The organism is Bradyrhizobium sp. CCBAU 45394, assembly GCF_028128655.1.
In the GTDB taxonomy this organism is placed as follows: Bacteria; Pseudomonadota; Alphaproteobacteria; order Rhizobiales; family Xanthobacteraceae; genus Bradyrhizobium; species Bradyrhizobium diazoefficiens.
Genome location: NZ_LBIX01000177.1, coordinates 271164 through 285208 on the forward strand (window position 1 = coordinate 271164; position 14045 = coordinate 285208).

The 14045-nt window shown below is 65.8% G+C and carries 17 protein-coding genes and 1 riboswitch; of the genes, 7 read left to right on the top strand and 10 right to left on the bottom strand.

Annotation, left to right across the window (positions count from 1 at the left end):
* Position 1: 1 nt before the first annotated feature.
* Entirely contained in the window at positions 2-643 is a 642-nt protein-coding gene (gene pdxH / locus WN73_RS42100) for a pyridoxamine 5'-phosphate oxidase (protein WP_011085410.1), read from the bottom strand.
* A gap of 113 nt (positions 644-756) precedes the next feature.
* Between pdxH and WN73_RS42105 the strand changes: the two genes are divergently transcribed.
* On the top strand, positions 757-1164 hold the full coding sequence (locus WN73_RS42105; RefSeq protein ID WP_028175353.1) for an RT0821/Lpp0805 family surface protein: 408 nt from the start codon (positions 757-759) through the stop codon (positions 1162-1164).
* 110 nt (positions 1165-1274) lie between these two features.
* Complete coding sequence (locus tag WN73_RS42110) at positions 1275-2237, top strand: DnaJ C-terminal domain-containing protein (protein WP_011085412.1); 963 nt, start codon at positions 1275-1277, stop codon at positions 2235-2237.
* 326 nt (positions 2238-2563) lie between these two features.
* Here the strand turns inward: WN73_RS42110 and WN73_RS42115 are convergent, their stop codons facing one another.
* Positions 2564-3334 carry an anti-sigma factor family protein gene (locus WN73_RS42115; RefSeq protein ID WP_011085413.1) on the bottom strand — a complete coding sequence of 257 codons (771 nt, stop codon included), beginning with the start codon at positions 3332-3334 and terminating at the stop codon, positions 2564-2566.
* A gap of 106 nt (positions 3335-3440) precedes the next feature.
* Positions 3441-3929: a sigma-70 family RNA polymerase sigma factor gene (locus WN73_RS42120; protein WP_011085414.1), complete on the bottom strand. Its 489-nt coding sequence runs from the start codon at positions 3927-3929 to the stop codon at positions 3441-3443.
* A 172-nt stretch (positions 3930-4101) separates the two neighbouring features.
* On the opposite strand from WN73_RS42120, the gene fabI reads away from it, so the two are divergent.
* The 4 genes from fabI (at position 4102) to WN73_RS42140 (ending at position 8067) form a co-directional block, all read left to right on the top strand.
* The gene (fabI, locus tag WN73_RS42125; RefSeq protein WP_011085415.1) at positions 4102-4917 is read left to right on the top strand and encodes an enoyl-ACP reductase FabI; all 816 of its coding nucleotides are present in this window, start codon (positions 4102-4104) and stop codon (positions 4915-4917) included.
* Positions 4918-4929: 12 nt separating this feature from the next.
* Entirely contained in the window at positions 4930-5529 is a 600-nt protein-coding gene (locus WN73_RS42130; protein WP_011085416.1) for a histidine phosphatase family protein, read from the top strand.
* A 178-nt stretch (positions 5530-5707) separates the two neighbouring features.
* Positions 5708-6796, top strand: a complete 1089-nt coding sequence (aroC, locus tag WN73_RS42135; protein ID WP_011085417.1) for a chorismate synthase — start codon at positions 5708-5710, stop codon at positions 6794-6796.
* Between the two features lie 80 nt (positions 6797-6876).
* Positions 6877-8067, top strand: a complete 1191-nt coding sequence (locus WN73_RS42140) for an adenylate/guanylate cyclase domain-containing protein (protein ID WP_028175352.1) — start codon at positions 6877-6879, stop codon at positions 8065-8067.
* 74 nt (positions 8068-8141) lie between these two features.
* Here the strand turns inward: WN73_RS42140 and WN73_RS42145 are convergent, their stop codons facing one another.
* Positions 8142-9446 (bottom strand): FAD-dependent oxidoreductase, encoded by a 1305-nt coding sequence (locus tag WN73_RS42145; RefSeq protein ID WP_028175351.1) that lies wholly within the window; start codon positions 9444-9446, stop codon positions 8142-8144.
* Positions 9447-9481: 35 nt separating this feature from the next.
* Positions 9482-10492, bottom strand: a complete 1011-nt coding sequence (locus WN73_RS42150) for an ABC transporter substrate-binding protein (RefSeq protein WP_028175350.1) — start codon at positions 10490-10492, stop codon at positions 9482-9484.
* A gap of 16 nt (positions 10493-10508) precedes the next feature.
* Here WN73_RS42150 and WN73_RS42155 point away from each other — a divergent pair, with 16 nt between their 5' ends.
* Positions 10509-10976, top strand: a complete 468-nt coding sequence (locus tag WN73_RS42155) for a substrate-binding domain-containing protein (RefSeq protein WP_231166659.1) — start codon at positions 10509-10511, stop codon at positions 10974-10976.
* A 4-nt stretch (positions 10977-10980) separates the two neighbouring features.
* Here the strand turns inward: WN73_RS42155 and clpS are convergent, their stop codons facing one another.
* The 5 genes from clpS to WN73_RS42180 are packed head-to-tail and all read right to left on the bottom strand — an operon-like array spanning position 10981 to position 13727.
* A complete protein-coding gene (gene clpS / locus WN73_RS42160) occupies positions 10981-11286 on the bottom strand; it encodes an ATP-dependent Clp protease adapter ClpS (RefSeq protein ID WP_028175348.1) in 306 nt (101 codons plus the stop codon).
* Between the two features lie 44 nt (positions 11287-11330).
* Entirely contained in the window at positions 11331-11672 is a 342-nt protein-coding gene (locus tag WN73_RS42165; RefSeq protein ID WP_011085423.1) for a DUF190 domain-containing protein, read from the bottom strand.
* A gap of 2 nt (positions 11673-11674) precedes the next feature.
* Positions 11675-12103: a fluoride efflux transporter CrcB gene (gene crcB, locus WN73_RS42170; RefSeq protein WP_028175347.1), complete on the bottom strand. Its 429-nt coding sequence runs from the start codon at positions 12101-12103 to the stop codon at positions 11675-11677.
* 6 nt (positions 12104-12109) lie between these two features.
* Positions 12110-12499: a fluoride efflux transporter CrcB gene (crcB, locus tag WN73_RS42175; protein WP_028175346.1), complete on the bottom strand. Its 390-nt coding sequence runs from the start codon at positions 12497-12499 to the stop codon at positions 12110-12112.
* A gap of 19 nt (positions 12500-12518) precedes the next feature.
* Entirely contained in the window at positions 12519-13727 is a 1209-nt protein-coding gene (locus WN73_RS42180) for an MFS transporter (protein WP_271558177.1), read from the bottom strand.
* Between the two features lie 129 nt (positions 13728-13856).
* Positions 13857-13934, bottom strand: a riboswitch (Fluoride riboswitch).
* Positions 13935-14045 lie beyond the last annotated feature (111 nt).

Here is a 14045-nt window from a genome sequence, read left to right on the forward strand (position 1 = left end):
CCTAAGGGTACATCCGCGTCTTGGACCACTTCTGGCCGGCGGCGTCACGACGAAATTCGATGCGGTCGTGCAGACGGAATGGGCGATCGTGCCAGAACTCGATGCGGACCGGTGTGATGCGCCAGCCGCTCCAGCCCGGCGGCCGTGGCACCTCGCCGATGATGTATTTGGCCGCGACTTTTGCGATGGCCTGTTCGAAGGCGAAGCGGCTCTCCAGCGCCTCGGACTGCTTGCTCGCCCAGGCGCCGATCTGCGCCTGCTTGGGGCGGGTGGCGAAATAGGCGTCGGCCTCGGCGTCAGTCACCGGCGTCACGTTGCCGCGGATGCGGACCTGACGGCGCAGCGACTTCCAGTGAAAAAGTAACGCTGCCTTAGGATTTGCGGCGAGTTCACGGCCCTTCTGGCTCGCGATGTGGCTGTAGAAGACAAAACCCTCGGTATCGAAGCCCTTCATCAGCACCATGCGCACGTCAGGCAAGCCGTCCGGGTCGACGGTTGCGAGCGCCATGGCATTCGGATCGTTCGGCTCGCTCTTGATCGCCTCGTTCAGCCAGGTCTCGAACAGCGCAAAAGGCTCGTCGGCGGCGGTGAAATCACCGGATGTTAAGGGTGTCTGGTGTTTCATCGAGGTCGTGTCGGTCATGTCTGGAGTCCGAGTTGCGTTCCGCGGCCCAAAACGCGTTGTTGTCCGCTACCGCCCTATATAGGGCATGGGGACGCGTTGGCCTATCGGCGATCCGGCCGTCCGGCCTTGTCATGACGATGGTCCTGATCGGCTTCGGCGCCGGCGGCTGCAGCTTTTCGCGCAACGACACCAGCGCCTATGCCAAGGCCGACGACAGCGACCTCACCGGCTCGATCGCGCGGCCGGCGAAGGACGCAGCACCGACCGAGACCGATCTTGCCTTCGCCCGCAACGCCGCCTCCGACGTGCTGAGCAAGGGCGACAAGGATTCCAGCCAGCACTGGGAGAATCCGGTGACCGGGGCGCGCGGCTCGGTGACGCCGATCGCGCAATCCTATGCCGCCGAGGATGGCCGCAGGTGCCGCGACTTCCTCGCCAGCTACGTCAACGGCAATACCGAAAGCTGGCTCCAGGGCGCCGGCTGCCAAAGCAGCCGTGGCCGTTGGGAGATTCATACGCTAAAGCCGTGGCGGAGCTAGGATTCGGCCGGCAATCCTAGTTGCAAAAATGCCACTCTCTCCCCACATGGTTCGCAGGTGGGGCGGGGAGCCCTTTGAACAATTCGATTTCTTTGAAGGAGACGTGACGGATGCGCGACCCCTATGAGGTCTTGGGGGTGCCGCGGAGCGCCAATGCTGCCGCGATCAAGAGCGCCTATCGCAAGCTTGCCAAGAAGCACCATCCCGACAGCAACAAGGACGACCCGAAGGCCGCCGAGCGTTTCGCCGAACTCAATTCGGCCAACGAGATCCTCGGCGACGAGGACAAGCGCAAGCAGTTCGACCGCGGCGAGATCGACGCCGACGGCAAGCCGCGCTTCCAGGGCTTTCCGGGCGGCGGCGGGCCGCGCGGCCGCGCGGGTCCCGGCGGGTTCGAGAGCTATACGTTCCGCTCCGGCGGCGGCCCGGGTCAGGGCGGCGGCGCGTTCGAGGACATCCTCAACAGCATGTTCGGCGGCGGGGTGCGCGGCGCGCGGCCGGGGGCCGGCGGCGCCGGGCAGTTCGAATTCGACACCGGTGGGATCGGGCTCGATCTCGACGTGAATGTCGCCATGTCCGTCTCGCTGGAGGAGTCGGTCAAGGGCGGCGAGAAGCGCGTCCGCCTGCCGACGGGCAAGGAGCTCAACGTCAAGATTCCGGCCGGCGTCACCGAGGGGCAGCAGATCCGGCTGCGCGGGCAGGGCGAGAGCGCCCAGGGCCATCCGCCGGGCGATCTTCTGATCACCATCGGCATCGCGCCGCACCCGTATTTCAAGGTCGAGGGCGCGGATCTCAGGATCGACCTGCCGGTCACGCTCTACGAGGCGGTGCTCGGCGGCAAGGTCCGCGTGCCGACCCTTGGGAATGCGGTCGAACTCTCGGTCCCGAAGAACACTTCCAGCGGCCGCACCTTCCGGCTGAAGGGCAAGGGCCTGCCGAAAGCTGGCGGAACCGGGGATCTCTTCGTCACTGTCAGGATTATGCTACCGGACGGGAACGACGCCGAGCTTGAAGCATTGATGGAGAAGTGGCGGGACCAACACCCCTACAATCCACGTAGCGGGCTTGGTTAGGGCGCGGTCGGAACTGAAGGGGTTTTCCTAAGGTCTACAGCATCCTCTCTTGCAGATGATGCTCGTCATATGCCTGAGGCGCGATAGCGCTTCTCGGCTCATATGCTCGACGTGTCGGCTGTCCGGCGGGGCAGCCGATAAAAAGGTGCGGCCTCGAGAGGGGGACCAGCGCGGTACCAAAAACCCCAATCGAGGCCGCCCGCGTCGATCGGCGGATCGAACGCTGCTCATTTTCGCGTGATCATCCGGTGCGATAATGAGACGCGCCGATGTCTTGATTCCAAATTTTCAATGACGGAATCGAGGCACCGCGCTTGCGCGGTTGTCTAGGTGCCGTTTTTCTCTGCCTGGTCGTACACGGCCTGCGCCACCTTGGTCAGCCGGTCGCGATCGCCGCCGCCGCTGACGACGTAGCCGACCCCGCGCTCCGCCCAGAACAGCGCGCCGTCCTTGTCCGTCTTGGCGTACCGCATCTGCGTTGCACCATTCTCGGTCTTGGCGGTGTAAATCGTGTACCGCTCGCCCGAGGCGCCCTCATACATCAGGAACGACGCCGGACCGTTCGGCCCTGGCAGGAGCCGGCCGCCGACCAGCTTCAACCCGCTCGCCTCCAGGTTCGGCGCGAACACGGTCCAGCCGCAGCGCCGGGTCAGCCAGGCCTGGAGATGGTCACGCTCGTTGCCGCCGACCTCGACGGGGTGGCGGACCTCGACGACATAGAGGCGGTGGGCGTCGAGTGCGTCGGCCGTAAAACTCTGGAAGGTCGAGGGGGAGTTGGCGGCGCCATGCGCGATCCAGCCGGCGGTGCCGCCGGCGACGAAGGCAACCAGCACAGCCGCGGCGGCGCCATAGAGCCATTGCCGGGGGCGGCGCTCCAGCCGTTCGAGCTCCAGCCGTACCGGCACCGGCTCCTGGGCGACGGAATCGTAGCGGGCGTGCAGCATCTCGGCCATGTCGCGCCAGGACTGCACCCGCTCGGCATCGTCAGGATGGGCGGCAAGCCAGGCCTCGACGTCGGCGCGGCGCTCGGCCGGCAGCTCGCCATCGACATAGGCGTGCAACTCGTCTTCGGTGATCGGAATATTGCGGTCGTTCATATCGATCGTCTCTGGCTCTGCGGCCCAAAATATCCTTCGTGACTCAACTTCGCTCGCTTTGTCGGTAGGCTGCGGACGGACCCAACGCGTTGCATCAACCCTGCCATCATTTCACCCGCCTGAGCGCCGGGCGCTCACCCTCCAGCGAGGCTTTAACGTGGGCGCGGGCGCGTGCCAGGCGCGACATCACGGTGCCGATCGGCACGCCCTGGATGTCGGCGACCTCGCGGTAGCTCATGCCCTCCAGCATCACCAAAAGCAGCACCGAGCGCTGCTCCTCGACCAGCGTTGCCAGCGCCTTCTCGATGTCGCGCCCCTCGGCTTCGGTCCCGCTGGCGTCCGGGTTGTTCTCCGTCAGCTGCATGAATTGCGGCCGCCTTGCCAGCGAGCGTCGCCGGTTCTTGTTGAGGTTGGTCAGGATCGTATAGAGCCAGCTCCTGACGTCGCCTCCGAGAAACAGGCGCTCCGAACGCAGCGCGCGCACCAACGTATCCTGCACCAGATCGTCGGCCGCATCCGCATCGCGCGTGAGCGCGCGGGCGTAGCGTCGCAACGCCGGGATCATGGCTTCCACACTTTGGCGAAACGCGCTCATTGCCGCCTTGACGTCCTGGTGTTCGGCGCAAGCGCCTTACTCATCATAACACCCGAACGGAACGGCTATTCCGGCGCTCGAAACAGCGTTAACGCCGCGTATTAGGACTGTACCGCGAAGGAGGGCTGGTGTACCTCCAAACCTCAACGAGAGCTCGACGGGACGTTCAAAAATGGCGCAGAATTCAGGTCTGATGCAAGGCAAGCGCGGGGTGGTCCTCGGCGTTGCCAACAACCGCTCGATCGCCTGGGGTATCGCCAAGGCATGCCACGCAGCGGGCGCCGAGCTCGCCTTCACCTATCAGGGCGATGCGCTGAAGAAGCGCGTCGAGCCGCTCGCCGCCGAGATCGGCGGACTCGTGCTCGGCCATTGCGACGTCACCGACGCTGCGACAATCGACGCCGCCTTCGCGGTGCTGAAGGAGAAGTGGGGCAAGATCGACTTCCTGGTGCACGCGATCGCCTATGGCGAGCAGCTCGACGGCCGCTACGTCGACACCACGCAGGAGAACTTCTCCAAGTCGATGCTGATTTCCTGCTACTCGTTCACCGCCGTGGCACAGCGCGCCGAGAAGCTGATGACCGACGGCGGTTCGCTCATCACGCTCTCCTATTACGGCGCGGAGAAGTGGATGCCGCATTACAACGTGATGGGCGTCGCGAAGGCGGCGCTGGAGGCGAGCGTGCGCTATCTCGCGGCCGACCTCGGCGAGAAGAACATCCGCGTCAACGCGATCTCGGCCGGGCCGATCAAGACGCTCGCGGCCTCCGGCATCGGCGACTTCCGCTATATCCTGAAGTGGAACGAGCACAACGCGCCGTTGCGGCGCAACGTCTCCACCGAGGACGTCGGCGGCAGCGCGCTGTATTTCCTCTCCGACCTCTCGCGCGGCGTCACCGGCGAGGTGCATCACGTCGATTCCGGTTACCACGTGCTCGGTATGAAGCGCCCGGACGCGCCGGATATCTCGCTCGGTGGCAAGGACTAGCCTTTAGCTGGAATGCCCGTGCCCACGATCTACTATCTTCGCCATGGCGAGACCGAGTGGAATGCGCTCGGGCGGCTCCAGGGCACCAGGGACGTTCCGCTGAACGCGCGCGGCCGCAGCCAGGCCGTGCAGGCCGGCGGCATTCTCGCCGATCTGTTCAAGCGCGACGGCCGCGACAAGGCGGCGCTGCCCTATGTGTCGAGTCCGCTCGGCCGCGCGCGCATGACCATGGAACTTGCGCGCGGCATGCTCGAATTGCCCGTGGCCGACTATTCGCTCGACGATCGCCTGCGCGAGATCGGCTACGGCGTCTGGGAAGGGCTGACGCTGGCCGAGAGCGAGGCGACCGATCCCGAAATCTATGCCAGGCGCCTTGCCGACAAATGGACGGTGGGCCCCGTAGGCGGGGAGACCTACGCCGATGTACAGGTCCGCGTGCGGGCCTGGTACGATCAGCTCCGGACCGACACCGTCGCGGTCGCCCATGGCGGGACCTGCCGGGCCCTGATGGTTTCGCTTGGCCTGGAGACGCCGGCCAGCGCCGCCGAGCTCTATATCGAGCAGGGCGCCGTCTACGTGTTCCGGGACGGGCGGCTGGAGAAGTTTAGTTAAGCCAAGTTTTCGTCATTCCGGGGCGATGCGCAGCACCGAACCCGGTGCGCCCTTGCGCACCTGAGAATCTCGAGATTCCGGGTCTGGTCCTTCGGACCATCCCGGAATGACAGGGAGTGTGCGGGTTTGACCCCCGGCCCCCCGCGCGTTACCACACGCCGGAACCGAGCGAGCACCAATGTCCTTCAACACCTTCGGCCACATGTTCCGCGTCACGACCTTCGGCGAGAGCCACGGGGTGGCGATCGGCTGCGTGGTCGATGGCTGCCCGCCCATGATCCCGCTCACCGAGGCGGACATCCAGGGCGATCTCGACCGCCGCCGGCCCGGCCAGTCGCGCTTCACCACCCAGCGCCAGGAGCCGGATCAGGTGAAGATCCTGTCCGGCGTGATGGCGCATCCGGAGACCGGCGTGCAGGTGACGACGGGCACGCCGATCGGGCTCCTGATCGAGAACACCGACCAGCGCTCCAAGGACTATTCCGAGATCAAGGACAAGTTCCGGCCCGGTCATGCCGACTTCACCTATGAGGCCAAGTACGGCCTGCGCGACTATCGCGGCGGCGGCCGCTCCTCGGCGCGCGAGACCGCGACGCGCGTTGCCGCCGGTGCCATCGCGCGAAAGGTGCTGCCCGACGTCAAGGTGCGCGGCGCCCTGGTGCAGATGGGCCCGCACAAGATCGACCGCGAGAAGTGGGACTGGGACGAGGTCGCCAGGAATCCGTTTTTCTGTCCGGACAAGGACAAGGCTGCGTTCTTCGAAACCTATCTCGACGGCATCCGCAAGAGCGGCTCCTCGATCGGTGCGGTGCTCGAGATCGTCGCCGAAGGCGTGCCGGCGGGCCTCGGTGCGCCGATCTACGCCAAGCTCGATTCCGATCTGGCGGGCGCGATGATGACCATCAATGCGGTGAAGGGCGTCGAGATCGGCGCCGGGTTCGGCGCGGCCGAGCTGACCGGCGAAGAGAACGCCGACGAGATGCGCACCGGCAATGACGGCACGCGCTTCCTGTCCAACCACGCCGGCGGCGTGCTGGGCGGCATCTCCACGGGGCAGCCGGTGGTGGTGCGCTTCGCGGTGAAGCCGACCTCGTCGATCCTCCAGCCTCGCCTCACCGTCGATCGCCAGGGCGCCGACACCGAGATCATGACCAAGGGCCGCCACGACCCCTGCGTCGGCATCCGTGCCGTCCCCGTCGGCGAAGCCATGATGGCCTGCGTGCTGGCGGATCACTTCATCCGAGACCGCGGGCAGGTGGGACGCTAGAGCGGGGTGAGGCGTTAGTGTCGCGGTACCAGCCCACCGCGCAGCTTGACGTCCCCAGAACTTCGTCCGCAAATGCGGACATGCAAAACTCCGAGCTCCAGCGCATCACCAACTGGCTGATCGACGGCGCGAGGTCGTCCGGGACCCCGGCCGAGATGATCGCCGACGTTTGCGAGCATCTGGTCGCAGCTGGCCTGCCGCTGTGGCGGTTCGGCATCTTCATCCGTACGCTGCATCCCGAAATCTTCGGCCGCAACTTCATCTGGCGGGAAGGCCAGGAGGTCGAGATCGGCACTGTCGATTTCGAGATCCTGGACACGCCTGAATTCGCACGCAGCCCGCTGCGGATCGTGTTCGAGGAGGGGCTGGAGGTCCGGGGACGGATGGACGACCCCGACAGCAAGCGGTTTCCGTTCCTCGACGACATGCGCGCCGAAGGCGTGACCGACTACCTCGCGATGCCGATGCCGTATCTCGACGGCTCGATCCACGCAACGAGCTGGACCACGCGTCACCCCAGCGGATTCAGCGACGACGACGTCGCGGCGATCCGGGCCATGATGGCGCCGCTCGCGCGCGTCAGCGAGATCGTCAGCCTGCGCCGTACCGCCGAGATGCTGCTCGACACCTATGTCGGTAACCGCGCCGGCGCGCGCATCCTCGGCGGCCAGATCCGCCGTGGCCACAACGACACCATGCAGGCGGCCATCTGGCTCTCTGACTTGCGCGGCTTCACCGCGTTGTCGGACCGGCTGCCGGCCGAGACCGTGGTCGAGATCCTCAATCAGTATTTCGACTGCCAGGTCACCGCAATCCGGGGCCATGGCGGCGAGGTGCTGAAGTTCATGGGCGACGGCCTGCTCGCGGTGTTTCCGATCGACGAATATGTCGGCGATGCCGCCCATGTCTGTTCGCGCGTGCTGGAAGCCGCGCGCGAATCCCGCGCCAGCGTCGAGGCGCTCGCCTTTCCGGTCGGCGACGTCGTCGAGCGCTTCCGCTTCGGCGTCGCGCTGCATGTCGGCCACATCCTCTACGGCAATATCGGCGGCGGCAACCGGCTCGACTTCACCTGCATCGGCCCTGCCGTCAATCTCGCGGCGCGGCTGGAGAAGATCGCCGGCCGGCTCGGCCGCACCGTCGTGGTCTCGGAGGTTTTCGCGAACGCCTGCCGCCACGACTGGCGCGCGCTCGGCGAATTTCCGATCGCGGGGTTTTCGAAGGCGCAGCGTGTGTATGGGCTGACCGAAGAGACGCCGGTGGTGATGGCCTAAGGGCGTTCAGACCGACGATCGCGCCGGTCGGCTGAGCAGAGAGCTGCGGCCACCGCTCCTGGCCGCTGCGCGCCTCAGTCCGTCCGCTCCAGGTTGTCGCGCACGCGCCACTTCAGCGCATCGATGTCGATCTGATGCACGCTGCCGCTGCCGGCGAGGTCGAGCGCGTGCGCAGCGGCGGCGCCCATCGCCATGCAGGGGCCCATCACCCGAACGCTGGAGAGTGCGGCCTTGTCGGCATCGATGCAGCGGCCGGCGGCGACGATGTTGTCGGCTTCCTGCGGCGTCAGGCTGCCGAACGGCACATAGTGGACGTGGTCCTTGTCGAAGATGTGCCAGTGATGGCCGGAGCCGTGGTCGTGCAGTTCGATCGGCCACGCCGTGCGGCCGATCGCGTCTTCGAATTTGGTGCCGGCGCGGACGTCGTCGACCGACAATTGCTGGCGGCCGACGATCCAGCGCGTCTGGCGGATCCCGGGAAGGCCATAGGCGCGGATGCGCGCCTTGCCGAAGCAGGCGGGGAATTCGTTCCTGAGGAAGGCGAAGGCGCGATCGGCCTGGTCCTTGCCCTCGATGCCCTTGCGGCTCGCCTCTAGCGGCTCCAGTGGCGTCTCGACATGGGTCATGTTCATGGCGGCAACGCCGCGCCCGGGAATGACGAAGGACAGGCCCTCGCGCCGCAACAGGCCGTAGTCGCCGGCCTTCTCTCGCATGCGCGCCGGCAATTCCTCCCGGCTCGGCACCTTGCTCTCGTCGATATTCTCGACGATCAGCATTTGCGTGCCGTAGATCGGGCCGTCGTCCGGCTCGCGGCAGGCAAAGCCCGCCTGCCACACCAGCGCGGCGTCGCCGGAGGCGTCGACGAAGCCGTTCGCCTCGACCTCGACGTCACCGTAGCGGGTGGAGAGATCGATCCCGGTCACGCGCCGACCGGCGACGCGGACGTTGCGCATGACGGCGCCGACGATCACGGTGACGCCGGCCGCAAGCATTGCCTTCTCGACCCAGCGTCCGAGCGCGACCTCGTCGTAGTAGACGACGGTGGTGTGCGGCCCGCGGCGGTAGAACAGCGCGTTCTCCTGCGCACCGAGGTCGCCAAGGAGATCGTCGGCGATACCGTGGGTGAACTGGTAACCGTCGCTGCCGTTCGAGAACAGGCCGCAGAAGGTGCCGATGATGGAGTTGACCGCCTGGCCGCCGAGCGCGGGCAGGCTGTCGACCAGCACCACCTTGCGTCCGGCACGCGCGCCCTCGATCGCCGCCGACATGCCGGCAGCACCCGAGCCGACCACGCAGATGTCGGCGACGACGCGCGAGGGCTTTTGGTTCGCGGCACGCCGGACGATCTTGGTGCCCGCGGTGACTTCGCTCGCGCTCATGGGTAGCTCCGTGTTCTTGTTGTCGTTGTCGTCAGTCATTTCGACGCCGTCGGCCGGTCCGGGACGAAGGATTTGTCGATGATCTTCTCGGCATCGATATCGGGTTCGATCATCTTCTGGCGCTTGAACCAGGCGATCTGACGGGCGATGTCGGCGCTGTCGAGCGCGGGATCGACGACCGACAGCCCGATGCGGAGCTGCTCGACCTTCTGCTCGGTGTATTTGGAGATGATCGCAAGCATCGCGTCACCTTCCTCGCTGCGGACGAATTTGCCGTCCGCATCGCGTTGCAACAGCACGCGCGCATAGTCGTCGGCGCCGCGGCGGTAGACGGCCAGCACCTTCTCGACCAGCTTGCGGTTCTTCTCGATCGTCGCGGTCGAAGCCACGACGCAGCCGAGCATCCAGGGCGTCTCGTCGCCGACGAAGCCGAGCACGATCGCGTCGCCGGAGGCGACCACCGGGCTGATCGTGGTCGTGGCGGTGAGCGCCGCGTCGAGCTGGCCGCCCTTGATGGCCGCGGCGACATTCGGCAGCGACTGCAGCGGAACGACCCGGACGGAGGTCACGTCGAATTTCAGCTTGTCGGCGATCAGGCCGAGCGAATAATGGAAAGTGGAGCCGACTTGCGTGATGCCGACGGAATGGCCGGGCAAGTCCTTCAGCGTCTTCAGGCCCGAATCATAAGCGCGCTTGGAGGCGACGTAGGCCGTGTTCTGGAAGCCGGGTGCCTCGCGCGCCGTGCCGGCAACCACCTTCAGTCCGCCCTTGCCCGCGAGGTTGTAGAAAGCGGCCGTGAAGCCGGTGAAACCGATGTCGATATCGCCGGACACGCTGGCTACCGCGATCGGCACGGCGGCATCGAAGAATTTCAGATCAGCCTCGATCCCTTCCTGCTCGAAATAGCCGCGCTCCTTGGCGAGGAACAACGGGGCTGCCGAGGAGAGCTTCAACAGCCCGATGCGGACCCTTTCGCCCGCTTGCGCCATGCCGGTGGTGAAGAAGGCGATCGCCACCAGCGTCAGGACCAGTCGGCCTCTTGTCACGAAGCTTCTTATTGATATGCCCACGTCCGTCGTTTCCCGCTTTGTTTATTGTTCGGCGTGCGCCGGTTTTGCGGCATTGTCGGCGATCCCCGGCGGGAATGCAAAGTCGGAAAGCGCGGATGGCTTATTCCTCCGGCTCAGTCGTCAAAAGCAGTGGCGCGATGTTTCTGTGATCACCGGCCACTGCCAGACGTCCCCCTCAATAAGCGACCTTCATCGCATCTTGCAAAAACTTCTCATCACCATGGTGCAGGCCGGCCGCGGCATGGCCTGGCTGCCGGAGAGCCTCATCGCCGATCAGCTCGCATCGGGCGAACTGGTGAAGGCGGGCGGGCCGGAATGGGAGATTCCAATCGAGATCCACGTGTTTCGTCCGAGATCGCGACTGACGCCTGCGGCGGAGGCGTTCTGGAAACACGTTCAGGAGCATCCGCGCCCGAGCATTGCGCGCAAGCCAGTGCGCTCCCGTCGCGGCCGAGGCTAGCGGCCTATTCCTCCGGCTCGGTCGTGAACAGCAGCGGATAGCCCTTGGAGCGGCCGGCGTCGGTGGCGCGGGTTGCCTTGGTCTCGGCGACGTCCCTGGTGAACACGGCGACCACGCAGGCGCCCAGCTTGTGCGCCGTGATCATCACCTTGTAGGCCTGATCTTCCGTCATGCGGAACTCGGCCTTGAGGATCATCGTGACGAATTCGCGCGGCGTGTAGTCGTCGTTGATCAGGATGACCTTGTGCAGCTTGGGCCGCTCGACCTTGGTCTTGGTTCTGGTTTTCGGCTTGGTGACGGCGTCGTTCATTCCGCCTCCTGGACACGGCGGGCTCGGGTTCCCTGCCGGAGCGATCAGCTCGCGGCTTTCTCACCATATTGCAGGACCTGCACCTTCTCCAAGGTGATCAGCCCGCTCGACATCATGCCATCCAGGATGGGCAGGAATGCGTTGATGTTGTCCTCGCTGTCGACGATCTCGATCAGCAGCGGCAGGTCTTCAGAGAGCCGCAGGATTTTCGAGGTATGCAGCCGGCTCGACTTGCCAAACCCCATCGGACCGCGCAGCACGGTGGCGCCGGCGAGGTGCAGCTCGCGCGCCTTCATCACGATCGCTTCATAGAGCGGCTTGCCGTCGAAATGGTCGCTCTCGCCGATGAAGATGCGGAGCGAAACAGCCTGATTGGGAATTTGCATGGTCAGCTCCTTTTCAAGCGGTTGTAGCGGCTCGCCATGATATGGCCGAGCCAGACCGACACCAGCCAGCAGACGACGGAGGATGCGACATAGGCCAGCGCGGTGTATTTCATGCCGCCGTGGAACAGGCGGAATGTTTCCAGGCTGAAGGCCGAGAAGGTGGTATAGCCGCCACAGAACCCGGTCATGACGAACTGCCGGTGCTCGGGCCGTGCCAGCATCCGGCCGTCCGGGCCGGTCAGCGTCGCATAGAATCCGATGATCAGCGAGCCGGTGGCGTTGATGAACAGTGTCGCGAAGGGAAAGCCTGGACCGGTATCGAGCGCGAGCCCGACCAGGTAGCGCGTCAGGCCGCCGACGACGCTGCCGGCGGAAACCCAGGCATAGAGCATCGCGCTGCGCCAGCGCTCGGCGGAGGAGGGAACGTTCATCGGCCTCTACCCTCCAAGACCGTCAGCGAGCAGGAAGCCGCAGCTCACTGCGGCGAGGCACAGTCCAACCGAGAAGGCGACGTTGCCGAGCGCATGCATCGGCTCGCCGTTGCGGGCGAGCGTCAGCGTTTGCAGGCTGAACGAGGACACCGTGGTGTAGCAGCCGAGGAAACCGGTCACCGCGAACAGCCATGGATTGGGCGAGGCGAACATCGAGCCCGGATGGGTTGCCAGCGCGCCTAAAATGCCGATCAGGAAGGCGCCGGTGACGTTGATGGTCATGGTGCCCCACGGAAAGGTCTCGCCCAGCCGCCGCGCGACAGCGCCGGAGATGAAGTAGCGCGCACAGCCGCCGAGCACGCTGCCGACCACGATTGCGATCACTCCGCTCAGCACGACGAACGACCCCCCATCCTCATTTGCCCTCCGCTGCCAGCCCGTTGCCGACGGCGAGCAGCCCTACGAGCGACACCAGCGCGAAGCCGAGCCCTGCCAGGAACGTGCCGGCCGGACCATAGGCGTCCCACAGCGCACCGGCGATCACGCTCGCGGCCAGCAGTGCCAGGCCGGTGAACAGGTTGAAATAGCCGAATGCAGTGCCGCGCAAGCTTGGCGGCGCGGCGTCGGCGACGAGGGCCGAGAGCAGGCCTTGCGTCAATCCCATATGCAGCCCCCACAGCACGACCCCGAGCGCGAGGCCGCCGAGGCTCGGCAGCAGCGCGAGCGCGAGATCGGCGCCGGCGAGGAAGACGAGACCGAGCGCGAGCAGGCTGGTCCGGTTGATGCGGTCCGACAGCACGCCGGCCGGATAGGCCGACAGCGCGTAGACGATGTTCATCAGCACCAGCACCGCCGGCACCCACATCGCATTGAGGCCGATGTTCTGCGCGCGCAGGATCAGGAAGGCTTCGCTGAAGCGCGCCAGCGTGAAGACGATTCCGATCGCCACGACACGCCAGTAGACCGCTCCGAGCTGCCGCATCGCGGCGAGATTGAGCGGATTTTTCGCAGATTCCCGGCTCGGGTCCGGCTCCGGCTCGCTCACGGCAAAGGCGATCAGGCCGAAGGACAGAAAGGCCGGCAGCACGGCAACCCAGAACACGGCGGTAAAATTGTCAGCCGTCCACCACATCAGGCCGATCGCCGCGAGCGGTCCGACGAAGGCGCCGATGGTGTCGAGCGATTGGCGCAGGCCAAAGCTCGCGCCGCGCAGGCCGACGGGTGCGATATCGGCGATCAGCGCATCGCGCGGCGCGCCGCGAATGCCCTTGCCGACCCGGTCGATGAAGCGCGCCGCCACCAGCCATTCGACGCTGGGCGCGAGCGGGAATAGCGGCTTGGTGACGGCTGCCAGCCCATAGCCGAGCGCGGCAAGCAGCTTGCGGAGGCCGAGCCAGTCCGACAGCGCGCCGGAGAAGATCTTGGTGATCGAGGCCGTCGCCTCCGCAATGCCCTCGATGAAGCCGACCGTGAGCGTCGAGGCGCCGAGCACGGTGACGAGATAGACCGGCAGCAGCGCGTGGATCATCTCGGAGGAGACGTCCATCAGCATCGAGACGAAGCCGAGCACCCAGATCCCCCTGGGCAGCCCCGCGCGCGCAGCATTCGGTGTCGTCGTCGTCACGCCTTGGACTTCCCCTCGAACGTCCCCTTGGCCTTCACGTCCCGGCCTTCGCCTTCAGGCAACAAAAAACCCGCCATTGGCGGGTTTGTCCATGCTCCCGCCAAAGGCAGAGGCTCAAAAATTGCCCCACCTCAAGCAGGAGTCATCAGCCCATCACGGTCACCGACCGCCGGGCGGTTGTCGGGGGACTCCATCCCCATCTGTGCGGCCAGCCTAGCATGGAAATCACGCCGGACAAGTGGGCGGGATGCGTGTCCGGTACTGTCATTCCGGGGTCGGCTCTTCGAGACGCCCCGGAATGACGGAGCCTGTGGTCGC